The sequence below is a fragment of the Wolbachia endosymbiont of Ctenocephalides felis wCfeJ genome, assembly GCF_012277315.1.
GTDB lineage: Bacteria > Pseudomonadota > Alphaproteobacteria > Rickettsiales > Anaplasmataceae > Wolbachia.
The window spans coordinates 969,057-994,410 of record NZ_CP051157.1; the positions used below are offsets into that span (position 1 = coordinate 969,057).

At 35.7% G+C, this 25,354-nt stretch carries 22 protein-coding genes; 12 read left to right on the top strand and 10 right to left on the bottom strand.

Annotated elements, in window-relative coordinates:
* Positions 1-107: 107 nt before the first annotated feature.
* Positions 108-1,202, top strand: coding sequence for a redox-regulated ATPase YchF (ychF, locus tag HF196_RS04655; protein ID WP_168456024.1), 1,095 nt, complete (start codon positions 108-110; stop codon positions 1,200-1,202).
* Here the strand turns inward: ychF and HF196_RS05810 are convergent.
* The 3 genes from HF196_RS05810 to glpX form a co-directional block, all read right to left on the bottom strand.
* A complete protein-coding gene (locus HF196_RS05810) occupies positions 1,192-2,205 on the bottom strand; it encodes a hypothetical protein (protein WP_174855516.1) in 1,014 nt (337 codons plus the stop codon). The genes ychF and HF196_RS05810 overlap by 11 nt on opposite strands.
* Entirely contained in the window at positions 2,183-2,617 is a 435-nt protein-coding gene (locus HF196_RS05815; protein ID WP_174855517.1) for a hypothetical protein, read from the bottom strand. The genes HF196_RS05810 and HF196_RS05815 overlap by 23 nt, the downstream gene beginning before the upstream one ends.
* Positions 2,618-2,713: 96 nt before the next feature.
* Positions 2,714-3,640 carry a class II fructose-bisphosphatase gene (glpX, locus tag HF196_RS04665; protein ID WP_168456298.1) on the bottom strand — a complete coding sequence of 309 codons (927 nt, stop codon included), beginning with the start codon at positions 3,638-3,640 and terminating at the stop codon, positions 2,714-2,716.
* Positions 3,641-3,767: 127 nt separating this feature from the next.
* Between glpX and HF196_RS04670 the strand changes: the two genes are divergently transcribed.
* Entirely contained in the window at positions 3,768-4,547 is a 780-nt protein-coding gene (locus HF196_RS04670; protein ID WP_168456025.1) for a hypothetical protein, read from the top strand.
* Positions 4,548-4,603: 56 nt separating this feature from the next.
* Here the strand turns inward: HF196_RS04670 and HF196_RS06150 are convergent, their stop codons facing one another.
* Together HF196_RS06150 and HF196_RS04680 are read right to left on the bottom strand one after the other, a co-directional pair.
* Positions 4,604-4,876: a hypothetical protein gene (locus HF196_RS06150; protein ID WP_410543532.1), complete on the bottom strand. Its 273-nt coding sequence runs from the start codon at positions 4,874-4,876 to the stop codon at positions 4,604-4,606.
* Between the two features lie 96 nt (positions 4,877-4,972).
* Entirely contained in the window at positions 4,973-5,170 is a 198-nt protein-coding gene (locus HF196_RS04680; RefSeq protein ID WP_168456026.1) for a hypothetical protein, read from the bottom strand.
* Positions 5,171-5,364: 194 nt separating this feature from the next.
* On the opposite strand from HF196_RS04680, the gene HF196_RS04685 reads away from it, so the two are divergent.
* The 3 genes from HF196_RS04685 to HF196_RS04695 all read left to right on the top strand — a co-directional run bounded on the left by HF196_RS04685 (position 5,365) and on the right by HF196_RS04695 (position 8,872).
* The gene (locus HF196_RS04685; protein WP_168456027.1) at positions 5,365-5,748 is read left to right on the top strand and encodes a TrbC/VirB2 family protein; all 384 of its coding nucleotides are present in this window, start codon (positions 5,365-5,367) and stop codon (positions 5,746-5,748) included.
* A gap of 187 nt (positions 5,749-5,935) precedes the next feature.
* A complete protein-coding gene (locus tag HF196_RS04690) occupies positions 5,936-7,795 on the top strand; it encodes an ankyrin repeat domain-containing protein (RefSeq protein ID WP_168456028.1) in 1,860 nt (619 codons plus the stop codon).
* Between the two features lie 78 nt (positions 7,796-7,873).
* Positions 7,874-8,872: a pyruvate dehydrogenase complex E1 component subunit beta gene (locus HF196_RS04695; protein ID WP_168456029.1), complete on the top strand. Its 999-nt coding sequence runs from the start codon at positions 7,874-7,876 to the stop codon at positions 8,870-8,872.
* Here HF196_RS04695 and mgtE read toward each other — a convergent pair.
* Positions 8,869-10,239 (bottom strand): magnesium transporter, encoded by a 1,371-nt coding sequence (gene mgtE / locus HF196_RS04700; RefSeq protein ID WP_168456030.1) that lies wholly within the window; start codon positions 10,237-10,239, stop codon positions 8,869-8,871. The genes HF196_RS04695 and mgtE overlap by 4 nt on opposite strands.
* 155 nt (positions 10,240-10,394) lie before the next feature.
* Here mgtE and prfB point away from each other — a divergent pair.
* A protein-coding gene (gene prfB / locus HF196_RS04705) for a peptide chain release factor 2 (protein WP_179958992.1) occupies positions 10,395-11,499 on the top strand; the annotation gives its coding sequence in 2 pieces (ribosomal slippage) (positions 10,395-10,469 and positions 10,471-11,499; 1,104 coding nt in all).
* Positions 11,500-11,563: 64 nt separating this feature from the next.
* Positions 11,564-13,132, top strand: a complete 1,569-nt coding sequence (locus HF196_RS04710; RefSeq protein ID WP_168456031.1) for an ankyrin repeat domain-containing protein — start codon at positions 11,564-11,566, stop codon at positions 13,130-13,132.
* A gap of 45 nt (positions 13,133-13,177) precedes the next feature.
* Here the strand turns inward: HF196_RS04710 and HF196_RS05935 are convergent, their stop codons facing one another.
* Positions 13,178-14,068, bottom strand: coding sequence for a hypothetical protein (locus HF196_RS05935; protein WP_246198540.1), 891 nt, complete (start codon positions 14,066-14,068; stop codon positions 13,178-13,180).
* 335 nt (positions 14,069-14,403) lie between these two features.
* On the opposite strand from HF196_RS05935, the gene HF196_RS04720 reads away from it, so the two are divergent.
* The 5 genes from HF196_RS04720 to tatC all read left to right on the top strand — a co-directional run bounded on the left by HF196_RS04720 (position 14,404) and on the right by tatC (position 20,946).
* Positions 14,404-14,859, top strand: coding sequence for an Hsp20/alpha crystallin family protein (locus tag HF196_RS04720; protein WP_168456032.1), 456 nt, complete (start codon positions 14,404-14,406; stop codon positions 14,857-14,859).
* 228 nt (positions 14,860-15,087) lie between these two features.
* Positions 15,088-17,151, top strand: coding sequence for an AAA family ATPase (locus HF196_RS04725; protein WP_168456033.1), 2,064 nt, complete (start codon positions 15,088-15,090; stop codon positions 17,149-17,151).
* 115 nt (positions 17,152-17,266) lie between these two features.
* Positions 17,267-19,093 carry a translational GTPase TypA gene (gene typA, locus HF196_RS04730; protein WP_168456034.1) on the top strand — a complete coding sequence of 609 codons (1,827 nt, stop codon included), beginning with the start codon at positions 17,267-17,269 and terminating at the stop codon, positions 19,091-19,093.
* A gap of 108 nt (positions 19,094-19,201) precedes the next feature.
* The gene (gap, locus tag HF196_RS04735; protein ID WP_168456035.1) at positions 19,202-20,188 is read left to right on the top strand and encodes a type I glyceraldehyde-3-phosphate dehydrogenase; all 987 of its coding nucleotides are present in this window, start codon (positions 19,202-19,204) and stop codon (positions 20,186-20,188) included.
* Positions 20,185-20,946 (top strand): twin-arginine translocase subunit TatC, encoded by a 762-nt coding sequence (tatC, locus tag HF196_RS04740; RefSeq protein WP_168456036.1) that lies wholly within the window; start codon positions 20,185-20,187, stop codon positions 20,944-20,946. Before gap ends, tatC begins: the two co-directional genes overlap by 4 nt.
* A 152-nt stretch (positions 20,947-21,098) precedes the next feature.
* Here the strand turns inward: tatC and HF196_RS04745 are convergent, their stop codons facing one another.
* The 3 genes from HF196_RS04745 to rnhA all read right to left on the bottom strand — a co-directional run bounded on the left by HF196_RS04745 (position 21,099) and on the right by rnhA (position 25,198).
* Positions 21,099-21,437 carry a hypothetical protein gene (locus HF196_RS04745; protein ID WP_168456037.1) on the bottom strand — a complete coding sequence of 113 codons (339 nt, stop codon included), beginning with the start codon at positions 21,435-21,437 and terminating at the stop codon, positions 21,099-21,101.
* Positions 21,438-21,819: 382 nt separating this feature from the next.
* Positions 21,820-24,768 (bottom strand): YhdP family protein, encoded by a 2,949-nt coding sequence (locus HF196_RS04750; protein ID WP_168456038.1) that lies wholly within the window; start codon positions 24,766-24,768, stop codon positions 21,820-21,822.
* The gene (gene rnhA / locus HF196_RS04755; RefSeq protein WP_168456039.1) at positions 24,761-25,198 is read right to left on the bottom strand and encodes a ribonuclease HI; all 438 of its coding nucleotides are present in this window, start codon (positions 25,196-25,198) and stop codon (positions 24,761-24,763) included. Before rnhA ends, HF196_RS04750 begins: the two co-directional genes overlap by 8 nt.
* Positions 25,199-25,354 lie beyond the last annotated feature (156 nt).

A 25,354-nucleotide genomic window follows, 5' to 3' on the forward strand; every position in this document is an offset into this window, starting at 1 on the left:
TAATTCAAGCTATACACTACTACACTAACAAAGTTGTTAATAAGTAGACAATTAAGTATAGCAAAAATTATTAAATTATGCAACAATTATAATTTTACATAGTAAATATGAGCTTTAACTGTGGCATAGTAGGACTACCCAACATAGGCAAATCAACTTTATTTAATGCACTTACACAATCAAGTGCGGCTGAAGCTGCAAATTATCCTTTTTGTACAATTGAACCCAATGTTGGTAAAGTGCCAATAAAAGACCAGCGTTTGAAACAAATTGCAAACATTGCCGATTCAGAAAAGATAATCTACAATCAATTAGAAGTTGTAGACATTGCAGGTCTGGTAAAAGGTGCAAGCAAAGGCGAAGGGCTCGGTAATAAGTTTTTGAGTCATATCAGAGAGGTTGATGCTATCGTTCACCTGCTCAGATGCTTTACGGATGACGACATCAGCCACGTACACAATACAATAGACCCAATATCAGATGCTGAAGTGGTGGAAATGGAATTAATACTAGCCGATATTGATAGCATAGAAAAAAGGCTACCTCAGTTGGAAAAGAAAGCAAAGCAAGGCGATAAGGAACTAAAGAGACAGCTTGATTTAATGCAGGAGGTTTTATCTATCCTAAAATTGGGTCGACCTGCAAGAAGTTTGGGAAACATGGACGAAGCTGAAATGAAGACGCTTCAATTGCTGACAACAAAGCCTGTTATGTACGTCTGCAATGTTGAAGATACCAACATCCTAACTGGCAACGAGCTATCTAAAAAAGTAGAAAAGATGGCAGAAGAGAACAAGAGCAAGTTTTATTGTATCTCAGCAAAACTTGAAGCAGAGATTGCAAATCTTGAAGACGAAGGAGAAAAACAGAGTTTCTTGTCAGAGTTTGGCTTGCAAGAGTCAGGTCTTGATGGAGTAGCGCGTATTATGTACGAAGTATTGAGTATGATAACTTTCTTTACTGTAGGACCAAAAGAAGCACGTGCGTGGCCAATAAAAATAGGGTCAACAGCTGATAAAGCAGCAGGTGTAATTCACACTGATTTTGAAAAAGGCTTTATCAAAGCAGAAACGATAAACTTTGCAGACTATATAAAACATGGAAGCGAATCAGCCTGCAAAGACGCAGGAAAAATTCGCTTCGAAGGCAGAGATTATATCGTGCAAGATGGCGACATAATGCACTTTAGGTTTAATGTATAGTATTCTGAAGGGAAGGAGCTACTAATTCTGGAGTTCCTACTCCACCAAGAGCAGAGGCAGGTACAACGATATTCTCGTGTGGCTGTGTACTCTTTTTCTCCTCAGGTTGCGTTTGCTGAGCTAAGCATTTTCCTAGAACTTCATGTAAAGCTTTATCCTCTATAAGTGCAACCTCATTTTGCTTAGCGAGTTCTAAAATGTTATTTGGTTCAATATTTTGACCATTAATAGTTGATTTTTTAATACTCACTTGACCAGAATTTATACTTAGAACAATAACGCAACTAAGATCTTTCCCTGAAGTGTCTTTTGCATTCCAACTCATTTCAATGTCACATATTGCAAGTTTCGTAAAGGAGTAATTCCTTTGTTGTTTCTCATTCTTCTCAATTGTTACTATCTTTTTACCGTGGTCGTATATTTTTGCTCTTTTTACCTCGCTTTTCTCCTCTTCCATTTTTTTTATTTTTTCGGTGAAAAGGCGACTAGTTTCCAAAGTCTGTCCAGGTTTGATAATATTAATATTAAGAAGGTCATGATGGTTAAGAGCACGTCCTGCGTATTTACATGCTACATAGCACCCATCAAAAAAAGTGATTGTGTTGTCATTTCCTAGAAGTTTTTTTCCATCATCCATCCCTTCACTAATTCGAAGAAGATATCTACCCAACCTTTCTTTAAACTTATTTTGCTTCTCTTCTTTTTCTTTTAACCTTTCTTGACCTTCATTTTTGGAAGAAAGCTTCTCGTCCAATATATTCATTATTTCTTTTTGTTTACTCAATACCACATAATTGAAGAGGAAAATATTCTTGTTCTCTCGGTAATAGTTTGCTATTTTGTCAAATGGGTCTGCCGGCCAGCTATTATTATAATTTATAGAATCAGAAGGATCTTCACATTTATTATCCTTAAAATTAAAATTCAATTTTTTAAAGTCTGACAATACTTCTTCTACTTCATCGCTGCTAAACTGGAGTTCATCTTGAAGTTTTTTTTCCATAACTTGCTCCCCCATCAATTTGAAGAAGATATCTACCAAGCTCCTTTCTAAATTCCTCCTGATCACTGGGAGTACGTTTCTGGTCTAATATGTCTATTACCTCTTCTCGCTTATTCAATATCACATAGTTAAAAAGGGAAATATTCTTCTTTTGGTAATCATCTACTATTTTGCTAAAACATTTGTTATCTTCAAAATTCAATTTCTTAAAGTCTGATAATACTGCTTCTACCTCACTACTACTAAACTGAGGTTCATTCTTAGGATATTCTTTCGTAGAATCTAAATTTACACTGCTTGCCTTATTTTTATCATTTCCCATAATTACTTTTTCTTCGCTTTTTGAGTTAGAATCTCCACCACCCAGATTAGGAGCAGAGGTTGCTGTTATAGGGGAAGAATTAGAATGCATATCACACCTCCATTATTTATTTAAAAAAGATAAATCCATTACACCTCAACCCTATCAGGATAGGACTAAAATTTAAGCATGTCAACATTAAATAATTTAGCATAAATTTCGCATTGTTTGCGACTTTATCAGCTTGTTAGGTAGAATAATTAAAGAACTAGTTGAATAGGTGTTATGACTAAATTTAACTCCGTCCACAAGTTCACCACTTGTTACTCCAGTTGCAATAAACACTGATTCGCCTCTTGCCATGTCTTTTACAGTGTAGATTTTTTCCAGGTCATCGATATTCACATTTTTTGCTCTTTCTTTTAGATGATCTGTATCAAATATTAATCTTCCCTCCATTTGTCCGCCTATTGAGCTTAGCGCTGCAGCCGCGAGCACTCCTTCTGGGGCTCCTCCGGTTCCAGTGTACATGTCATGATTGCCATTTACTAGCGAAACTACAGCAGCAATATCACCATCATCTATCAGCTTAATTCTTGCTCCCAACTGCCTAATTTTCTCTATTAATTTATTATGCCTTTCACGTTTAAGCACCGTTACTACTAAGTCATTTACTTTGCAGTTTTTTGCCTGAGCTAAATTATCTAAATTTTTTTCAATACTATTTTTGAGTGAAACTACACCCTCTGGAAGATTTTTTCCCACTGCTATTTTTTCCATATAAACATCAGGTGCGTGTAAAAAATCACCTTTTTTTGTTGCGGCAAGAACAGACATTGCTCCTTGTTTATAATGGGCACAAATTGTAGTACCTTCAAGTGGGTCAACGGCAATGTCAATTTCAGGCCCACCTCCAGTGCCGACCTTTTCTCCAATATATAGCATTGGCGCTTCATCTCTTTCACCTTCACCAATTACAATCGTACCATTTATTTCCATGGAGTTTAGCATCGTTCGCATCGCGTCAACTGCAACCTGATCGGCCTTTTTTTCATCACCGGAGCCTACCAACTTATGTGCAGCAAGTGCTGCAGCTTCAGTCACTTTGACTAATTTGTAAGCTAACTCTTCCATCATCTGCTTAAGGATCATAAATAAAGCACCAAATATATATCATGCCATTTGAAACTGCAAGATGTCTTGACTAATTATGGGATAGTTAGTATAATAGACATATAGCAATATGTGGTAAGACCTAATCATGACTAACGATTTAACTTATGAAGAGATAAAAGAAATTGTAACTCACAACCCTAATATAACTGCTGCAGAGTTTAAAAAGGAGCTTAAAGGTAGGAATATAAAAAGAGTAAGAGGAGATCACTATACTTTGCTTGGATATGTTGTTGCTTCAAAAGGACCTAATATTACACACACCCATAATCGTACTATATTTCTACAAATTGTTAAATTACTCGCAAGTTTGAAAACGAAAGTTGATACTGCTACTGAAAACAAATGTCTAAAGACTGGATTGAGTGAAGCTATAGGAACCAAACAAGCTGACGTTATAGAGATACTCTTGAATAGTGGTAAATTTAATAAATTGGATTTTATTACATCAGAAACACCTAACGTAAAAGAAAATAAACCAGTGCCTCCTATACCAACAAAAAAAACAGATATAGGCTCAACTCCTACACCAAGCAGTGGTAACAATTCTCACGGCTTCATAAATGCTCAATTTTCTTCACCACATGAAAAAGAAACCAGATATAAAGAAAGCAAAGAAAATTTTCACACCTCATTAAGGAATGATGTTATTGGAGTTGTTATTACAGGATTATTAATTGCTGCTGCTGTAATGGTTCCATCTGTTGCTGGTGCAGTGGTTTGCGGTATTGTTGCTGCTTTAGTTCTAATAGGTACCGGATTGCACATAAAAGATTCTACATTGCCAAGTTATAGAGAGATGGAAGAAAATAGAGTTGAACATGTAAGTTCAAGGTGTACAAATGTAGGATGTAATCCCAACGCATGATGCACAACTGTACGAACATTGTGATTTGAGCCTACCACTAGGGTGTCATCCCAGTGCTACTGAATAATGTCATCCCAGTGCCCCGACACTGGGATCCAGCAAAACTGGTTGTAAACAAGTACGCTGTACAGCATTTTAAATGAAACGACTACAATCTGGATTCCAGTGTCAGCTACTTTAATGACACCCTGTGATGAAAATAAGAAACCTCTTATTTTCGATTCTGTATAAAAATGAAAATAAAGCTCATCTATTTGTGTAGATGAACATAAGAAACCTCTTATTTTCGATTTTGCGTAAAAATGAAAATAAGGTTTAGTAGCTAACACTGGGATCCATTCTTTTTTTCACTGGATTCCAGCGTCAAGCGCTGGAATGACACCTTCAGAAAGTGAACCAGCGTCAAGCACTAGGAATAACAGGGTTCAAGCGCTGGAATGACATCTTTTGATCAAAATAAAAAAACCTCTTATTTTCGATTCTGTACAAAAATGAAAATAAGACTTAATTTTCGATTCTGTATAAAAATGAAAATAAGGCTTATCTATTTGCGTGGATAAACATAAAAAATCTCTTATTTTCGATTTTGCGTAAAAATGAAAATAAGGCTTATTAGCTAACACTGGGATCCATTCTTTTTTTTACTGGATTCCAGCGTCAAGCGCTGGAATGATACCAGTTATAGATTTTTGAATTGCTTTAGCTATATTTATGCACTGGAATTTTGCTGTACAAGCTTACCAATCTTTATGCTAATTTTACTAAAAATTATAGTATTTTAGATATAATTACAATGTTTAAAATTTAAGGTATAGGGATGAACCCTACAATTGGGAAAGTTTTTAGTGTGTTTCTTCTAGTATTACTCATTTCCTTTTCTCACATGAGCAGTGCTGCTGCAGATGATCTTGATGCAACTACTAAAGTAATATGCAACATCATAAAATATGTTTGGGGAATAGGTGGACCTCTAATGACTATAGTGATAATAGGTGCAGCCTTGCTTGCAATATTTGGTAGAATGCCATGGCCAGCACTTTTCGCACTTGGTGTATTCTGTGCTGTGTTTTTTGGCGCGAAAGCCATCGTGACGAGGTTAATTAGTGGCATAGGCGGTGCCGGAAGCACTTCCATTATGGAAAAATGTGGAGCGGATGAAAAGAAAATAAATGTCTTGCATCACATGTTGGAACGACATTAATTCCTGCCGCTTTCACTCCACTCGAATCTAGCCTTCTTTCTCAATCTCAGCATCTGCTACTTGAACGACAGGCAGTAGCACAAAAAAATGTTTACGCCCAATTTTTATATCAGATATAGAATTTTAATAAATTTAATCTTTCTGTGCAACCATATGGCAATGATAAATAGACTAAGAGAGAAGGATTATGTTATTAGGAATACAAACGTGGGATAAAAGGCAGAATAGTGGTGTTCAGAGTGAACAGATCTTTTCTGATTCGACTACTGGTGAAAGTAGTGATCAACGCTTAAGCGTTAGGGATCTAATAAACCTTTTTAATTCATTGCAAAATAAAAGTGCTGCAGCAAAAGGGTTGAAAAGGACAAAACAACAACCTTCCAATAATCAGAAGCACATAAAACAAATTGGTCACGATCAACATTTGAGACAATACGGTGCTACATGTAATGATGAAAATACTTCTTCAAGTGGCAGTATTACTCGTGATGACAGTGGAATATGTACTCCCATAGAGGAGGCTCATGAAGAATTAGCAAAATATTTAGAAGAACATGAAGTAGATGTTGATGCACAGGATAAAGATGGATGCACCCTTTTACATTTTGCTGTTGAGATAAACGATGAAAAATCAGTAAAACTTTTGATAGCACGTGGAGCAGATGTTAATGCACAGGATAAAGATGGACAGACTCCCCTACATTTCGCTGTTGCAGGGAACAATGAGGAACTAATAAAACTTTTAATAGAACATGGAACAAAAATTGATGCACAGGATAAAAATGAAAGGACTCCTTTACATTTTGCCATTGCAGAAAACAATAAGAAACTAGTAGAACTTTTGATAGCGCATGGAGCAAATGTCAACATGCAAAATAAAGATGGGCTGGCTCCTTTGCACTATGCCGTTGCAGCTAGAAATGAGGAATTAGTCAAACTTTTGATAGCAAATGGAGCAAATGTTGATACACAAGACGAAGATAAACGTACTCCTCTATATTTTGCTGCTAAATATAGTTATGTAGAGATTATAGAATGTTTAGCAGATAGCGGAGCAAGCATTAATATACAAGATAAAGATGGATATACTCCTTTATATTTTATTAATAAATATGTAAATATTATAAAATCTCTAAAATCAGAACAACCCGAGACCACATGTATCAGGGAATTAGAAAATGAGTTAAAGAAGTCACAGAAAAATGTTGCTGCAGTTGTGGATTTTTCAAGTAAGCGCGAAAGGGAATTAAATGATCAATTGAATAGATTAGCTCAAGAGAAGAAAGATTCAGAAAGCAAAGCTGAAAAGTTAAGTAAGCAAATGAATGATTTAAAAGAACAGCAAATTAATGCACAACAACAATTAGATAATACTCTGAAAAAGTTAAGTGATAAAGAGAGTCGAATCCAAGAATTGGAAGATTCAGATGAGGAATTAAAGCAGGTTGAGGAAAAACTGGAAAAAGCACAAAAGGATCTAGCAGAATTAAAAAATTTTGTAGCTGAACATGAAACTAGGTTGGAAGTGCTTGATAAGCTTGATGAAGAAAATCGATCATTAAGACAACGAATACAAAATCTAGAATATGAAAATACAGCACTTAAGGATGAATTAGAAAAAAACAGAGATCAGCATTCTAATTATATAGCTGAGCATGAGGCTAAATTAGAAGCATTGAAAAAACAAAACCAAGAAGAGAGTGAATTGCTGGAACAAGAAATAAAAAATCTAAAAAGTGAAAATGCAACGCTTAATAGCGAATTAGAAAAAAATAAAAATCAGCATTCTCAAACAAGTGAAGTGTCATTACAAAAAGTAGAAAAAAAGCCACTGTTACCAAAAATTGCCTACGTAAGCCTTGTATCTATATCAATAGCATGTTCCGTTTTCAGTATTGTTTCTGGATTGTTTGTTCTATCAATAATTGCAACTTCTGTGACATCTGCATTGATAGCTGGTGGTATTGTATACGCAATGCCAAAACCTGCCACTGAATTGAAAGAAGTAACTACTCAAGATCAACAGTATGGTTGTTTATGCATATGATTTACAGTAATATCTGCTTTACTAGCACCTGGTAACTTTGATATAGTTACTCTAGTTAAAATCTATAAAAGTTTATAAATGGCAACTTTAAGTGTAAGAGAAGCTTTATGCACAGCAATCAGAGAAGAAATGCAAAATGACCCTGATGTATTTATCATGGGTGAAGAGGTTGCAGAATATGACGGTGCTTACAAAGTAACGAAAGGGTTGCTGAAAGAGTTTGGAGAGAGTAGGGTGGTTGATACACCCATTACTGAGCATGGATTTGCTGGCCTTGCTGTTGGAGCAGCGTTTGCTGGACTTAGGCCAATTGTTGAGTTTATGACTTTTAATTTTTCTATGCAAGCCATCGACCAAATTGTGAACTCTGCAGCAAAAACCAATTATATGTCAGGTGGACAACTTGGATGCCCTATAGTATTTCGTGGACCAAATGGTGCTGCAGCGAGAGTTGCCGCACAACACTCTCAATGCTTTGCATCTTGGTATTCGCATGTACCAGGGCTCAAAGTAATAGCCCCTTATTTTGCCTCCGATTGCAGAGGTCTGCTTAAAGCTGCAATTCGTGATCCGGATCCAGTGATATTTTTAGAAAACGAGATCGCTTATGGGCATGAGCACGAAGTTCCTGACTCTGAGTTATCAAATAAAGACCATTTACTTGAGATAGGCAAAGCTGCTGTTATACGGGAAGGAAAGGATGTAACTATCACTGCTTTCTCACTGCAATTAATGGACGCTTTAAATGCAGCAGATTTACTTTCTAGTAAAGGTATAGAAGCTGAAGTTATTGACCTGAGAACCTTAAGGCCACTTGACACTGAAACTGTCACTAACTCCATCAAGAAGACTAATAGGCTAGTTAGTGTAGAGGAGGGGTGGCCATTTGCGGGAATCGGCGCAGAGCTTTCAGCTATCGTTATGGAACATGGATTTGACTACCTTGATGCACCAGTTGTACGGGTAACTGGCAAGGATGTCCCTTTACCCTACGCTGCAAATCTGGAGAAAAAAGCATTACCACAAGTGGAAGATATAGTTGACGCTGTGCACCAGGTCTGCTTTAGAAAAACTTAGCTATTTAGCAGGAAGAGCGTAGCTAAGCCGAGAAATATAAAAGCTGAAAGAATATCGGTTGTTGCTGATGTTAAAATTGAAGAGGAAACTGCAGGGTCGGATTTTAAACGATGGAGCATTATAGGAATGAAAGTTCCAATAAATGTTGCAATGATCGACATCATAATCATGGAGGCTACAAAAATGATCTCCACTTTGAAGCTGTGAAACCTCACTGCTAATACTGCGAGTGAAATAGTAGATAGAATTATTCCATTTATCAGACCTATAAAAAATTCTTTTATCAATATTCTGTTTGCATTTTGCTCAGTTAAATACTTCGTGGCAATTGCCCTAATGGTTAGCGTTACTGTTTGGGATCCTGCGTTTCCACTCATTGATGCAATTATCGGCATAACTATTGGCAGTACTACAAAGCTCTTTATTACATTATCAAAAAAGCCAACTACTATGGAGCACATTGTTGCAGCCAAAAGATTAAATAGTAGCCAAGGTAACCTTTGAATTATAGTTTTATGTATGGGGGCATTTATATCGGCTTTAGACGACATACCGCTGATTTTAAGCGCATCTTCTTCTGTTTCTTGTTGAACAACTCTTATTACATCTTCGATTAAGATTACACCTATAATCTTACCACGCTTATTTACTACCGGAGCTGACAGTAGAGAGTAATCTTTAAATATTCTTGCTACCTCCTCTTGGTCTACTCCAGTTTTGATGATCTTTATATCCTGGCTCATTATCTCTTTTATCGTTGTTTCTCCTGAGTGGGATATTACCTTATTTAAGTTAACACTACCTATAGGCTCCAGCTTCGAGTTGATGATGAAGATTTGGTGGAATGTTTCTGGTATTTTTTTATAGTTGCGCAAAAATTCTGTTAGCTCATTTATTGTCCAGTAATATGGTGCTATAACCATATTTTTGTGTATCAACCTTCCCGCACTTTCTTCCGGATATGATAGCAATTCCTCCACTAACTTTTGAGTTGCACTGGGTAAGTGGTTAAGTATGTTTTCTATAGACTTTCTGTCCAAACCCTTGACTATGGTTACTATGTCTTCTACATCAAGAAGCATTAATAACTTTGCAGTATTTTCTATTCCCAGCGTTTCTATGATCTCCACTTGTAAATCTGGCACTACATGCACCAAGGCATCACTTAATGAATGTTGATCTAAAATACTAACTAATTTTTCCCTGTGATCACTGATTGAAGTAGACAAAAAATAGGCCAACTGAATGCTATCTATTGTTTTTACAATCTCGCAGGCACTTTCTAACTGTTCGCTATCAAGTGACTCAGTTAAGTCATCAATAACTTTTTTGTCTAAGCCATAGTGGGAGTTTATTTCAACATTCATATCTTCACCTTACTTCTTAATAAATACACGCACTTGATTCCTTATAAACATCAGAGTATAATAAGGTTGTTTCAAATTAACTACTATATGGTTAAATTTCTATTTTGTGTACTATTATTGCTATTAATAGTGAACATATTAAAATCTAAGGCGTAATGAAAACTTGTTTAGAAATTCTCGAGCACTTTCAGAGCTTAGATAAAAGTATTGCTGTTATCAGGAGGTGTCTTTGACGTAGAAAAATTGAAGTTGCGTCTTGCAGAACTGGAATCTCAAGCTGCAGACGATGATCTATGGCAAGACAACCAAAAGGCACAGGAAATTTTAAAAGAGCGTTCTAAAATTAAGAACGATGTAGAGTCGTTTTTAAAGCTGGAAAGTGATTATAATGATGCTATTACCTTAATGAAATCTGCTATTGATGAGAATGACGAAGAATTTTTCTCTGAAGTTGAAAATGAACTAATAAAATTGGAAAAATTAATTCAGCGTAAAGAAACAGAATCTTTATTTACTGGCGAAGCAGATAACAATGACTGCTTCTTAGAAATTCACTCAGGAGCTGGTGGAACAGAGAGCAATGATTGGGCTGAAATGCTAATGCGCATGTACGTAAGGTGGGCAGAAATCTATCACAACTTTAAAGTTGAAGTTGTAGAAAAATTAGAAGGAGAATCAGTTGGTATAAAATCTGCAACGATAAAGGTTATCGGAGAAAAAGCTTATGGATGGGCAAAAAGCGAAAGTGGCATTCACAGGCTGGTTAGAATATCACCATTTGATGCAAATAGCAAACGTCATACCAGTTTTGCGAGCATAGGAGTGACACCAGTGATCGAAGATTCAATTGATATTGCTGTGGATGAAAAGGATTTAAAGATTGATACCTACCGCGCTTCTGGAGCAGGCGGTCAGCATGTAAACAAAACTGAAAGCGCGGTGCGCATTACGCATATCCCAACGGGTGTTATAGTTCAGTGCCAAAACAGCCGTTCCCAACATCAAAATAAGCACGAGGCATTAAAGTTACTCAAAGGACGTTTATACCAAATTGAGCTGGAAAAAAAGGAGCGGGAGATGGCCCAAGAGTATGGCAAAAAATGCGATATAGGCTGGGGCAATCAAATCAGGTCATATGTTATGCATCCATATCAAATGGTGAAGGATTTAAGAACCGGACATGAAGTGGGCAATATAAACTCCGTTTTTGATGGTAACATAGACTGTTTCATAGTTAGTGTGCTGACTAATAAAAATTAGATGAGTTGACTTTTTGTTGTGATCTGTAATAATTAAAATATTATTTAAAGTCAGAGGTAGAGTTATGACAATGAAATATGAGCAGTGGCAAGAAATATTAAGTGCAATCGATAAAGAAGCAGATTTAAGTAAAAATAACGTAATTGAAAAGATAGCAAAGAAATTAGAAGAAAAAAGCAGAGATGAGTATGAAAATTGGGAAAAAGCTGAGTTTAATGTAAATCATCTGTTTCACACTGTTTTTAAGTCCGATCTTCCATTGTTATTTAAAGATCCTGAGCATGAATATACGTTATTACACTTAGTTGCCCGCGATAACCTAGAAAATGTGGCAAATGCTCTATCAAAAGTAGAAGAAATTAATGTTAATGCGGTAGAGGGTAGATTATCTCAGTGGACTCCTTTACACGTAGCTGCCGAATTTAATAGTGAAAAGGTAATAAAGGCTTTATTGAGTGCAGAAAAAATAAATGTCAATGCAGAAAGTTGTAGGAAATGTACTCCTTTGCATATAGCTGCTCACTACGACAGTGGGAAAGCAATATGTGCTCTGTTAAAAGCGGAAGGCATTTATGTTAATGTAAAAAATCAAGATGATGAAACCCCTTTGCATTGTGCTGCTCGGGTTGGCAGTGAAGGAGCAATAAGTGCTCTACTGAAAGCAAAAGGCATTATTGTTAATGCAATGGATAAAGATAACAAAACTCCTCTACTTTTAGCTGCCTCAGATTGGAACAATGAAGAAGTCTTAAATATGCTCATAGAAAGAGGAGCTGATGTTAATGTGGTAGATAAAGATGGGAATACCCCTTTACATCTGGTTGCTTCATATTATAGCGATGAAGAAACTGTAAACGCTCTGATAGGAAAAGGGGCTGATGTTAATGCAGAAAATCAAGATAGGTGTACTCCTTTACATTTAGCTGCTAAACATGGTCGCATAGACATAGTAAATGCTCTAATAAAAAACAAAGCTAATGTTAAAGTGGTAAATAAAAATGGAAGTACCCCTTTACATTTGGCTGCTTTACGTTATCACGATGAAGAAATTGTAAAAGCTCTGATAAGAAAAGGGGCTGATGTTAATGCGGTAAATGAAAATGAACGCACTCCCTTGCATTATGCTCAGGATGAAGGGACAGCAAAAACTCTAATAGAGGCAGGAGCAAATGTTAAAGCGGTAGATAAAGATGGAAATACCCCTTTACATTTGGCCATTTCACGTTATCGAAGTGAAAGAATTATAAAAGTTCTAGTAGAAAGAGGAGCTGATGTTAATGCGAAAAATAATGAAGGTCAAACCCCGAGAGACTTAGCTGAAAATAATGATATAAAGGAGCTTTTGAAGGCAGCAGAAGAAAAACAGCTTAAAAAACTAAGCAAAAAAACAGGTCCAGCAGCTACAAAAGGGGTTTTTGCCGGCTGTGTAACTGCAGCACTTAGTACTGCTGTAGCAGTGGCACTTTTTGCAACCGGGATGATTGCAGTTGAGTTGATGCCCATAATGATAGCAGTAGCTGCAGTTACAATAGCAGCACTAGCAGTTGGTGGCACCACATATATGCTGTCAAAACCTCACACCAAAGTAGATGAAACAAAAGTAGATGGTAATGCGCAGGGAGTCCTGGTTTGAGCGTATAGTTCATAAAGCCTCACTATCACTACGAGGCCGCAGGTCCTATTTCTGTTGTGCGCTATTGTATTGCTCTATAGACAATATGCCACCATCGCCAGAGAGTAAAGTTCGTGCTGATTCACTTTTCTTTAGGCATTCAATTGCCTGCTTTTTGTCAGTTCCAGTACGTGCATTAAAACCAAATTGAAGATCTACACCATCTTCAACAAGGCTACATTGCAAGCCAAAACCAGCAGCAAAGCCCTCTTTTTGACTAGAAAGATTTCCAGCAATAATTCCCTTCATAGCTACATTTTGGTCATTTGCAGTTGTTCGTATCATTCCTTTGCCGTCTTCGATATCGTCATCTGCAATCCTTGCTACAACAGTCCGGTCTATAGCCTGCTCACCTTTTATTACTTGAGATATTACTTTTATATCTGGCTGACCTTGATCTGCATCGTCCTGCTGCTCTAATTTACTAACTTCTTCTTTGATGCACTTGTTGTACTCTTCTTTACTTGTTGCCTTAACTTCATTTACTTCTATATTCATATCTCTTTGATTAAAGAAATCTCTATTGATCCAATAAAAAATAAGTGCAGGTATCAATGAAGCTACTATATTTGACATAATACAAGGAATTAAAATTATAGCAGCAATAACATAGATTAATATTCGAGCGATGAATTTTGCTGTTTTAGATAGTTTGGTATCGTCTTTTTGAATACTAACAGCGTTCAAAAAGAAGTAGGTGCAAATAATCGATGCCACTGTTGCAGCAGTAGGTATGATGATTGGAACAAGTAAAACAGCATTGATTAGTTTTTTCCAGGAACTAATTGGTTTAGTACTATCATTCAGCGATGCAAGATAGTTTTGGCCAGCGTTAGCAATCCATTTCGTACTAGATAAGACTCTCTCACTATTCTTTTTAGATAAATTAACTTTCATTTGCTTTACCATACTTATGATTATGCCAATTATACTAATACTAAATATAGTAAAATCAACATAAATTTTTGACTTCCGTGTTTTTTGTTATCAAAGAACTAAGAAAACATTTTTAGCGTATTGGTTCAACGGAGCAGCAGAAAAATGATTGAACAAGCAAAATTGTTAGAATAAAACATATCAAATACGGCGTAATGTGGCTGATTTTTTAATACTTTCCACAATTTGAGGCAAAAAATTCTAGGAACAGAGGTTATTTTAACTATAGGACAAAGTATTGAAATTAGTAAATAGAATGATTATGTAAAGTATAAATAACGATAAGGAGGTGTAGTATGAGTAACATAGTTCATTCAAATAAAAATAATAACCGCGATAATTTTAGCATAAGGGGTTTACAAAAAGCTGTTGATGATATGTTTGATAGCTTCTTTATGGGATTGAGTCCAGAATCTTCCAGAAGAGGTGGTGGTATATTACCAGCTTGTGACTTTTATGAAACAGAAAAGGATTATCGCTTATCTTTAGAATTGCCAGGTATTTCTAAAGAAGATGTGGACATTAGTATGTCTGGTGACAACCTAATAGTGAAAGGTGAAAAAAAATACGATAATAAATCAGAGGATAAACAATACTACCATCGTGAGAGGTATTATGGCTCTTTCTATAGATCTGTTCAACTTCCAGCAAATGTAGACCAAGATAAAATATCTGCTAATTTTTCAGATGGGGTCCTTAATATAAGTATACCTAAGTCTGAAAAGCACATCAAAAAAATTGATATAAAGTAATCGACAAGAAATGGCAGGCTTCTAACTGGAGGCTTGCTATTTTGTACACCGGTATCGAGTTTAAACCCCTCAATTATAGGCAAAAAGAGCTCTTTTTCATTTGTTTCATTACCAATAAAACTTGGTAAATCATCTATTGATAATTTTATATATGATGTAAAGAAATATATAAATCTTGACTTTTTTCTAGAGTACGTAATACTTAATCAAATATTTATTTGAAAGTTTATGGGCAATAAGTTAGGATTAGGGGATATATTAGCTTCAATAAATAATGAAAGTGACTTAAGTGGAAGCAATGTAGTAAAAAAAATACAAGATAAGTTAAAAGAGAAAAGTAAAGTTGCATATCAAAATTGGAAGGAGGATCAATTTGACATAAATCATCTGTTTACCGTACAAAGTGGTTATCCTGATAGAGGTAAAAACAAAGTTACTTTACTGTACATAGCTACTGCAATTTGCTCTACAAATTTAGTAAAGGCTCTATTAGAAGTAGAAGGGATCGATGTTGATTACGGAGCCAAAAGCTATCTTGATAAATTCACTCCTTTGCAGTTAGCTGCTATGAAGGGTTACAAGGAAATAGCGGAGCTTCTAATGAGAAAAGGGGCAAATGTTAATCTGGGTTACGGTAATAACCCTTTATGTTTAGCTGTTAAAAACGCTCATATCGAGCTAGTGAGGCTTTTGATAAAAGAAGAAACACATATTAACAAAAGAGATATAAGTACTCTCTTAGAAGAAGCTCCTACAGAAAAACGTACCGAGGTAGCAGATTGCATAGTAAAGTCTTTCTTAGATAGAGAAAAAGGTACTGATATAATAGATAGTCAAAGAAACAATCTTTTGCACTATGCTGCTGATAGTTGTAGTGAAGAAGTAATACTAACTCTGATAGGAAAGAATGTTGATCCTTGGTTAAAGAATCGTAATGGTAAAACTCCAGTAGAGATTTATACATCTAAATATCCAAATGGATCTGGATACTTAAAGAAGCTGAAAAAAGCAACCACTAGAAGTAATATTGCTTTTTACTTAATGGTAACATTGGGTGCTACAGTAGTAATATCAACTTTTGTGATTGATATGAAAGTACCTGGTATAATTGCAGCCACTATAGTTGCGCCAGAGGTATTATATGTAATAGGTGCGGCTGTGCTTGTGTTCGCATTTATCGTTAGGTATATTACATACAGAGTATGTGAACCTAGTGCTAAAATAGACGATACCAAAGAAGTGCAAGCTTTAAGTATAACAAATACTGAGGAAGAGAATAAAGAAAAATCAGCTAATCCGGTAAAATTAACTCATGAAAATAGATTCTTTATAATGGAGAAGAAGAAGGATTTGCCTGATAATCGGTATGAGCAAGAAGTAAAAGACTTAATAAAACTAGTTGATCAAGATGAAAAAATAACACTTAGTAGTATTGTAATCAAAGACGAGTTAAAGAAAGAGTTAAAAGCAATATGCAATAACGTATCAGAAAAAATGCAGGAAAAAATGAAAAAGTTGCGGTATAAGCCGCCAGCAGGCTACATTTTTTATGGTCCTCCTGGAACTGGCAAAACTCTTCTTGCTCGTGCAATTGCAGGTGAAACTGATAGATCGTTTATAAGTATTTCAGGTTCTGAACTCGTTGGGAAATATGTAGGCCACGGTGTAAGTCATGTACGTGACCTTTTTAAAAAAGCGAAACAAAATGCTCCTTGCGTAATTTTTATAGATGAAATAGATGCCATTGGCGGAGAGCGTTCTTCTGACAATAACAGTGCAAGTAGAGATCAAAATCAGACTCTGAATCAACTGCTAACCGAGATGGATGGATTTAAAAATAATAAGGATATAGTAGTAATTGCCGCAACTAACCGTATAGAAACTTTAGATAGCGCATTACTCAGAGCTGGCCGCTTCTCTAAAAAAATTCATATTCCTTTACCAGATGAGGGTTTACGCAAAGAAATATTAAAATTTTATATAAAGGATTTACCAACAGAAGAGTTAAATCTTAAAGATCTTGCAGACAAAACCAAGGGCTTTTCTGGAGCTGATATTAGTCATTTGGTGAATGAAGTAAAGCTTCATGTTATATACCGAACTGAAGAGGCAAATGAAGATGATATAAAGCTTACTATGTCAGATTTTACAACTGTACTTAAAAGGCTTAGAAGTGAATTCCGAAAGTCCGAAAATAATCAAGCAAGTAGTGAAATGGACATTCGTACTCTTTTACATGGTCTAGTTAATGTGTTGAATCCACTCCAAGGCAGTTTTATGAGACAACATTAAGGGAAATGTTTTCTTTCGCTTTTCAATGTGCCGCTAAAAACTATGTAAGAGGTCTATTTACTCCAGATATATTACATGTATACTTATTACTAAATTAAATTTGAAATGATAAGAAATGAATGAATTTAAATCGATCCGTAATATTGCAATAATTGCACACGTTGACCACGGGAAAACTACTTTACTCGATAACATGTTAAAACAAAGTGGCACGTTTCGTGAGAACCAAGACGTTCAAGAACGAGTGATGGATAGCGGCGATCAAGAGCGTGAACGTGGCATTACAATACTTGCAAAATGCACATCAATAATGTGGAATGATGAAAAGATTAACATTATCGATACACCGGGTCATGCGGACTTTGGTGGAGAAGTGGAAAGGGTGCTGTGCATGGCAGACGGCGTGTTGCTGCTAGTTGATGCTGCAGAAGGTCCCATGCCACAGACTAAGTTCGTGCTATCAAAAGCACTGAAAGCAGATTTGAAGCCGATTGTGATAATTAATAAAGTTGATCGACCAGATAGCAGAATCGATGAAGTGTTAAATGAAATATATGAATTGTTTTTTAACCTTGATGCAACTAACGAACAGCTAGATTTTCCAGTACTTTACGCTTCTGGTAGAAATGGCTGGTGTGTTAAAGAACTTTCTGACGAAAGAAAAGATTTAAGCCCATTATTTTCAACGATTATAGACTATATAAAACCTTCTATTTACGACCAAAATGCACCTTTTGCTATGCTGGTCACTCTACTTGAGTCTGATAAATTTCTTGGCAGAATCTTGACGGGAAAAATTTATCAAGGAGTTGCAAAAGTCAATTCAGACCTCAAGGTACTCGATCTTGATGGTAAGGTGGTTGAGCGCGGAAGGCTGACAAAGTTGCTTTCATTTTCTGGCTTAAAACGTATTCCAGTAGAGCAAGCTGTTGCAGGCGACATAATCGCTATTGCAGGGCTTGAGAAAGCTTCAGTTTCAGATACTATAGCAACGCCAGAGGTTACAACTGCAGTAAACTCAACTCCGGTTGATCCGCCAACAATGGCAATTACTATAAGCGTTAATGACTCACCTTTTGCTGGGCAAGAGGGAACAAAACTTACTTCAACTGTTATAAAGGACCGTTTATATGCAGAAGCAGAGACAAATGTTGCAATTACTGTAACTCCGACGCCAAGTGGCGAGGCATTTGAAGTAGGTGGACGCGGTGAGCTACAGCTTGGAGTTTTAATTGAAAATATGAGAAGGGAAGGTTTTGAGCTTTCTGTTTCACGTCCTCGAGTGCTGTTCAAAGAAGAGGATGGCAAAAAACTTGAGCCTATGGAGGAAGTCGTAGTTGATGTAGATGATGAGTATAGTGGAATTATCATGGAAAAACTCAGCTTCCGCAAAGGTGAAGTAGTTGACATGAGGCCTTCTGGTAGCGGCAGAACTAGATTAACGTTCTTGGTGCCATCAAGAGGATTAATCGGTTATCAAGGAGAATTTTTAACTGATTCTCGTGGTACTGGTATAATCAACCGTTTATTTCATAGTTATGCTCCGTATAAAGGTCAAATTTCTGGAAGACGCAACGGAGTATTAATTTCCACAGACAAAGGTGAAGCTGTGGCATATGCAATTTTCAATCTACAAGATCGGGGAATCATGTTTATTAAGCCACAAGACAAAGTGTATTGCGGCATGATTGTTGGCCAGCATAGCCGTGACAATGATTTGGAGATAAATGTACTCAAGGGTAAGCAATTAACAAACGTAAGGGCTGCAGGTAGTGATGAGGCTATAAAGCTCACTCCACCAAAAATAATGACTTTGGAAGAGATGATAGCATATATAGATGATGACGAATTGGTGGAAGTAACTCCAAAATCTATACGTTTACGCAAGAAATTCCTCGATCCGAATGAACGTAAACGTGCAGAAAGGGCAAAAAATAGATAGAAATTTTCCTGCTTTTGCATAGCTACTAAAACTGCCAGTCAGTGGTCAAAAGAATAGAATGAAATACTGAACAATATCTTTTATAATTAAGTTTTTGAATGAAAAGAGATGACAATTCGTGTAGGGATTAATGGTCTTGGCAGAATAGGCAGAAGTGTATTACGTGCTATTTTTGAAGTTGAGAAATATGGCAAACAAATAGAAGTCGTAGCAGTGAACGGGTCTCTCAGCGCCAAGCAGCACGCACATTTGATTAAGTATGATTCTGTTCATGGTAAATTTAATGGCGATGTTGATTTTAACGAATCTGAAAATTGGATTTCTATAAATGGCAGAAAATTTTCTCTATATAGAGAACGGAGCCCTGAAAATATTCCTTGGAATGTTGATATAGTACTTGAATGTACTGGTGCATTCAATAAACGTGTAGAAGCAGTGAGGCATAATGCGGAGAAAGTGATTGTCTCTGCTCCGGTTTCAGATGCTGATGTAACTATAGTTTATGGTGTAAATAACACTATGCTTAGGAAAGAGCATGAAGTGATATCAGCAGGTTCTTGTACTACAAATTGCCTAGCTCCGATTGTGCAGGTTTTACACTCTAATTTAGGTATAAAAAGTGGTTTTATGACTACTATACACGCCTATACAAATGATCAAAATATTCTTGATGGCAATCATAGAGACTTACGCAGAGCAAGGGCTTGTGGGTTATCTATGGTGCCAACTACAACTGGAGCAGCAAAAACGATTGGTTGTGTCATTCCTGAATTGAAGGGAAAGCTAGACGGTACTGCTATCAGAGTTCCAGTTAGCAATGTTTCTCTGGTTGATTTTAAATTTACCACCGATAAGAAAGCAACGGCTGAAGAAATAAATGAAGTATTCGAGAATTCAACAAACGATGTGCTTTCCATATGCAAGGAACCTTTAGTTTCAATAGACTTTGTTCATAACCTCTATAGTGCAGTTGTAGATCTAGCAGGCACCCACGTCACGGGCGATATCTGTAGAGTTGCAGCATGGTACGATAACGAATGGGCTTTCTCATTGAGGATGTTAGATATAGTATTATTGTGCTATAATGGAGTATGAACAAAAATCCAAACAAATACGCTTCTTTTTATGAGCACTTTGCAGAGCTCAGAAAAAGGGTTATTTTTTGCTTTTTGTTTTTTCTTATTGTTTTTAGTTTCTGCTACTACTTTAAAGAAAGCATATATCGGTTCTTACTTGCACCTTTAATAGAAGTTACAAAGGATAGTGATGATTTTTCTCTAATCTATACAGACTTAACAGAGGCGTTTTTTGTCTATCTCCGAGTTGCGTTAATGAGCGCGCTTTTGTTTTCTTTTCCCGTGTTTGCATGGCAATTCTATATGTTTTTAGCACCTGGCTTATATAAAAGCGAGAGGGCAGTGTTATTGCCATATTTAATTGCAACACCAGTTTTGTTCATAATGGGAGCTGCTGTGGTTTATTACTATATATTTCCTTTAGCCTGGAAGTTTTTTATTGCTTTTGAACATAGCGGCAAATCTTTCGGTATACCAATAGAGTTTATGCCATCGGTTAGTGAATATTTAGATCTTGTTCTCCAATTCATGTTTGCATTTGGCACCGCATTTCAAATTCCGGTCATACTCACATTAATGGTTAGGGTAGGGCTGCTTACCGCGCAAAGTTTGTCGAATAAGCGCAGAATTGCAATAGTGGTAATTTTTATTATCGCTGCAATCTTAACTCCACCTGACGTATTGAGTCAAGTAGGACTCGCCATACCGATGTTGATTCTATATGAGTTATCCATTCTAGTGTGTAGGTATATTGAAAGGAAAGCAAAGGACAGATAACTGAATATACGAGTATAAAAGGTTGCTTCTGACATCTCAATCAACAGGAGTATCTATTCAACAAGCTGAATAGATACTATGCATTGATTCACTTACAAGTTATTATCAGAATCACCAAGTTGTAACTTGTTTGATAATGATTCAAGGATAATTTATATGTTAATAATAGGATCATCAAGAATTAATAAGTTTGGACAGGCATGATGGAGTCTGACCAACTCATCGTTAAGTGCATTAAGGCAGTGCGTTTTGTCTGAATTATCTACTGCGGATAGATAGTTAAATACATAGTCACGATGATGCTTTAGATCATTGTAGCGATCACAGGCCGTTTGTTGTTCTGGGGTTAGATAGTCTAAAGGGTTGCAGCTACCATTATAAACTTCTATGTTACTTTCTGGTAGGGCCTTGACAACCTGACAATTGTCATCCACCCATGCTAGAAGTGGGTCGGTTGAAGGGTTGCTGCTAACATTATTATTTTCATTCATGTGATCCTCTTATTGATAAAAGATAATTTGTACTATCAATTACCTAACATTTTATTACTCCTTTATGTCACCACTTTCCTTTTTAAACATAGCTCTGGGGTTATTCACGACATTGTGGATAACCATGTTGATAACCCAGTGGAATACATAGTTTTATGTGATATGAGTACTTTGAGAATTCATATTAAGTGCTAATCTGGGGGTTCGATGTGCTGCTTTCTATAAGGTTGGGAAATAGTTTTTCTAGTATTAAAAATTACATAATAGATATTATGGAAAATAAAGGAACAGAAAGTTTGCTAATACCAATTGCTGGAGGCTCTTAAGTTGATGCCATTGCCTGAACAGATACACCAAAATTTGGTTGAGCAATTGGCCATATCTAGCTGAGTTTCTTTTTTAAACTACCTTTTAGACCTTTTATAATAGCTTCGTTAGTCCTTGTCATAACTCGGTCAAATACTCCCAATAACCTCTTAAATATGCTTGGAGTTAGCGAAGAGATGGGATTAACAGACACGTTACTATTTTTATCATCACCACTTGCTTTATAGTCTATTGAAATTATGCCCCTGCTCTTTCCACCAGTAAGAAGTTTTCCAATTATAGGAATTTTTAATAGAGATTTGTTGATTGAATATGCTGGTATTACTTGTCCTTCAACCTGGAATTTATAATCCTTAATATCAAGCTTACCACTAGTACTGATACCTAATCCCGCTCCTTCAAGCCAAGACTCTTCAATTTCAATAGTGCCATCTTTGTATAAAAAAGGTGCGTTACACTTGTAAAAGTATACACCTTCATTTTTTATGGCATTCACAATACCATGGAACGAAGACATCGACAATAAAGTAGTGAGCAGTGGAGCATCTTTGATATAGAAATTGCTAATGGATAACATACCATAATGTTCCCCACTTTCTCTCTGAGGAGATAGATAAAAAGATAATTTGCCATTTCTAACTGATTTACTAATGCCAAAAGAACGCAAAAACATACCTGAATTATCCGCATATATTTCAAGACCTATTCCACTATACTCTGCCAATATATTACTATTATCTTCCAGAAACTGCCCTGTAAATTGACTTCCTCTGCAATCACCTTTAGTACAAGCTAAATTTAGCTTGGCATTTTTAATAATAATGCCTTCTTTCATAATGACATTGTCAACGTTCATATTAACTTCTATATTGTTGCTTAATCTACTACTATCTTTGCCAAGTAAACTCAAAGTATCTCCTAAGTTAATTTTCTCACCATGTATGGTTATAGCATTTTTCTCCTTACCTAATTTGATTTCCATGCTAAGGTCATTATCGGGTAGTTTGAAATTGCTGGAGTTTAGATATAAATCTCCATTTTCTAATTTTCCGCTGAATTTTATATCTAGGTCATTTCCTACAACGTCTAATCTATCTATTAGCAACTCACCTGCTCCTTTTAACTTTGTAGAAAACAAAACTTTATTATGATCCTCAAAATAATTTTTCCACCCTAAGTAGCTCGAACGTTGCTCAAGTTCTGATAAATCTATACTACCATTAATATACCCTGTCTTATCTTGATCTATTACTGACTCTACATTTGCGCTGACATAGCCACCATCGAAATTAAGTATTTGAGCCGGCAAATCCCCGGTTAAGTTCCAGGCAAAACTTTTATTTTTGTTGCTACTTTTGAGGTCAAATAATAGCTGCGTATTATTGACCATACCACTTCCATTTAAATTAATGAAATCTTTGCCAAAATCAAGCTTAATATCATACTTACCAAGGCTTGCATCGTAGACAACTAGATTGTCAATCTTGGAATGAAACTTAGCTAAAAAGTCTGTTTTTTTGCTATCAGCGTTTAGATTAAAAATACGAAAATTGAATACAGATTTTGCCGTTCCACCTATCTTGTCCCTTGTAACCTTAATGATATCATCTAGCTTAAATTTTATAGGCTCATATAACCCATAAGCATCGCTCACAGCTTGACCATTAATATTTAGCACTGAATTTTCCTTATCGAGAGAATTCATTTCAATATAGCCGCCATCAATAGTGAAATTCTGAAACTTAGCACTACTTACAGTAATTTTGAGATTGTTATTTTTGAGAGTCAAGTCACCACTTAACTCCTTCACTTGTTCAAAATCTTCGTCAAATTTTACGCTGCCGTTTTCTATATTAGCAACAATTATAATGTCTGATAGATCATTATCAATTAAGCTATTGATTTTGCCGTTGAAGCTTATAATTGTATTTACGATATCTCCATCAATATTATCACAATACCATTTCTTGAATTTGTTGTTTATGATGCCACCATCTGGTATATAAGTGCACAAATCCTTTGCGGCGAGTTTACTAATGTTAACCCTAAGTAAAACATTATTTGTATTAAAGTTCATTTTGCCCATCAAAGAGAGATACGTACCATTTAGATTGAAATGGAAGTTTTTTACGCTGATGACTCCATCGTTATATGTTAAATTTACATTTACGTTAGTTATGGACAAGTTTTTATTCAAGTGGTTCTCTGTATTCAGTACGTATATGTTTCCATCTACAACTTCGTCCTTGCCGTTGATTCTCATTGAAAAGTTTCCTTTGAACCCTATGTCTTTATCCAAATTATAATTTTTAACTAACGTAGAAAACTCATTAAATAGTTCCAATTTTAGGTTGTAAAATGTCCCATATACATTGAGCAAATTACTACGATTTTTTATTGTAATAGACAAATCATCCAAAAACCCTCTTTCATCTTTTGTGTGAACGCGGATGTCCAAAACATTAAAGTCTTCCCCCTTTCCTACATATACTCTATTAATAAAGAATTCATCTTCCGTGCTTTTACTAATGGCAATGTTAGTAATTTCAATCTTTGAATCTGCATTGAGATTAAAAAAGAATTTTCTCACTTTCTTCAAGGAGCTTTTCAAATTAACATCAACTGTTTTAGAGTCAGGTTCTTTCTTGTTGATATGCACATGTACGTTATCAGCTAGAACCTGGGAAAATTTTACATTAGTTTTAAGCAAGGAGCTTAACTTGAAATGTACGAAAAGGTTGGGGATTTTTATAGTAAAGTCAGAGTTTGCTATTTTTAAATCTGTAATAACTAAATATGGATCTTTGCCATCTTTCTGCCAGATAATCGAAGTGCTCTCCATGTTGACATTCGAATTGGCAAATATTTTCGATACCTTTTTCTTTACATAGAAATTGATGTAACTGATATTGATTTCTAAAGGGTCCTCACCTTTTAACAAGATAAAGGAGCATAATACGAATAACAAAACTATAGAAAATGATATAGTGATTTTTTTAAGCATCGATTATTGCTTTTCTTGCTAAATTGTCGGCTTCCTCATTGTACTTATCGCCATCATGTGCTTTAACCCACTTCCAATTAATTTCGTGCTGCGAAACAACGTTATCCAATTCTTTCCATAACTCCATATTTTTTACTGATTTTTTGTTACTTGTCTTCCAACCGTTCACTTTCCACTTATTTATCCATTCTGTTATACCATATTTAACATAGAGACTATCCGTATACAAATTTATATTACAAGAAAATTTTAGTACCTTTAGTCCATTGATCACTGCTGTTAACTCCATTTTATTGTTTGTAGTATTTTCTTCTCTACCATGAATATCCTTTCTATGATTTTCAAATAATATGATCGCTGCCCATCCTCCTGTTCCTGGGTTACCAGAACATGCTCCATCTGTGTATATTGTCACTTCTTTTTTATCCATCTTTAACTATATAAATTAATAAAGTATATAGTTGCTTCTATGAAAGCACAATTTTAATGAAACTCATAGGCGCAAGGCAGTTTAAGCTGCACCCTTGAACTTTATTATAGAAACAAAAAAAAGCACAACAACAAATGCTATGAGAAGGAAGAATAA

Excerpts from the sequence above, each read along its gene's own strand:
- HF196_RS04720 (WP_168456032.1), top strand. The coding sequence starts at position 14,404 with ATGAGTAACATAGTTCATTCAAATAAAAATAATAACCGCGATAATTTT.
- HF196_RS05815 (WP_174855517.1), bottom strand. The coding sequence starts at position 2,617 with ATGCATTCTAATTCTTCCCCTATAACAGCAACCTCTGCTCCTAATCTG.
- HF196_RS04750 (WP_168456038.1), bottom strand. The coding sequence starts at position 24,768 with ATGCTTAAAAAAATCACTATATCATTTTCTATAGTTTTGTTATTCGTA.
- HF196_RS04690 (WP_168456028.1), top strand. The coding sequence starts at position 5,936 with ATGTTATTAGGAATACAAACGTGGGATAAAAGGCAGAATAGTGGTGTT.
- HF196_RS04745 (WP_168456037.1), bottom strand. The coding sequence starts at position 21,437 with ATGAATGAAAATAATAATGTTAGCAGCAACCCTTCAACCGACCCACTT.
- HF196_RS04670 (WP_168456025.1), top strand. The coding sequence starts at position 3,768 with ATGACTAACGATTTAACTTATGAAGAGATAAAAGAAATTGTAACTCAC.
- gap (WP_168456035.1), top strand. The coding sequence starts at position 19,202 with ATGACAATTCGTGTAGGGATTAATGGTCTTGGCAGAATAGGCAGAAGT.
- typA (WP_168456034.1), top strand. The coding sequence starts at position 17,267 with ATGAATGAATTTAAATCGATCCGTAATATTGCAATAATTGCACACGTT.
- HF196_RS05810 (WP_174855516.1), bottom strand. The coding sequence starts at position 2,205 with ATGGAAAAAAAACTTCAAGATGAACTCCAGTTTAGCAGCGATGAAGTA.
- HF196_RS05935 (WP_246198540.1), bottom strand. The coding sequence starts at position 14,068 with ATGAAAGTTAATTTATCTAAAAAGAATAGTGAGAGAGTCTTATCTAGT.
- mgtE (WP_168456030.1), bottom strand. The coding sequence starts at position 10,239 with ATGAATGTTGAAATAAACTCCCACTATGGCTTAGACAAAAAAGTTATT.
- HF196_RS04710 (WP_168456031.1), top strand. The coding sequence starts at position 11,564 with ATGACAATGAAATATGAGCAGTGGCAAGAAATATTAAGTGCAATCGAT.
- rnhA (WP_168456039.1), bottom strand. The coding sequence starts at position 25,198 with ATGGATAAAAAAGAAGTGACAATATACACAGATGGAGCATGTTCTGGT.
- HF196_RS04695 (WP_168456029.1), top strand. The coding sequence starts at position 7,874 with ATGGCAACTTTAAGTGTAAGAGAAGCTTTATGCACAGCAATCAGAGAA.
- glpX (WP_168456298.1), bottom strand. The coding sequence starts at position 3,640 with ATGGAAGAGTTAGCTTACAAATTAGTCAAAGTGACTGAAGCTGCAGCA.
- tatC (WP_168456036.1), top strand. The coding sequence starts at position 20,185 with ATGAACAAAAATCCAAACAAATACGCTTCTTTTTATGAGCACTTTGCA.
- ychF (WP_168456024.1), top strand. The coding sequence starts at position 108 with ATGAGCTTTAACTGTGGCATAGTAGGACTACCCAACATAGGCAAATCA.
- HF196_RS04685 (WP_168456027.1), top strand. The coding sequence starts at position 5,365 with ATGAACCCTACAATTGGGAAAGTTTTTAGTGTGTTTCTTCTAGTATTA.
- HF196_RS04725 (WP_168456033.1), top strand. The coding sequence starts at position 15,088 with ATGGGCAATAAGTTAGGATTAGGGGATATATTAGCTTCAATAAATAAT.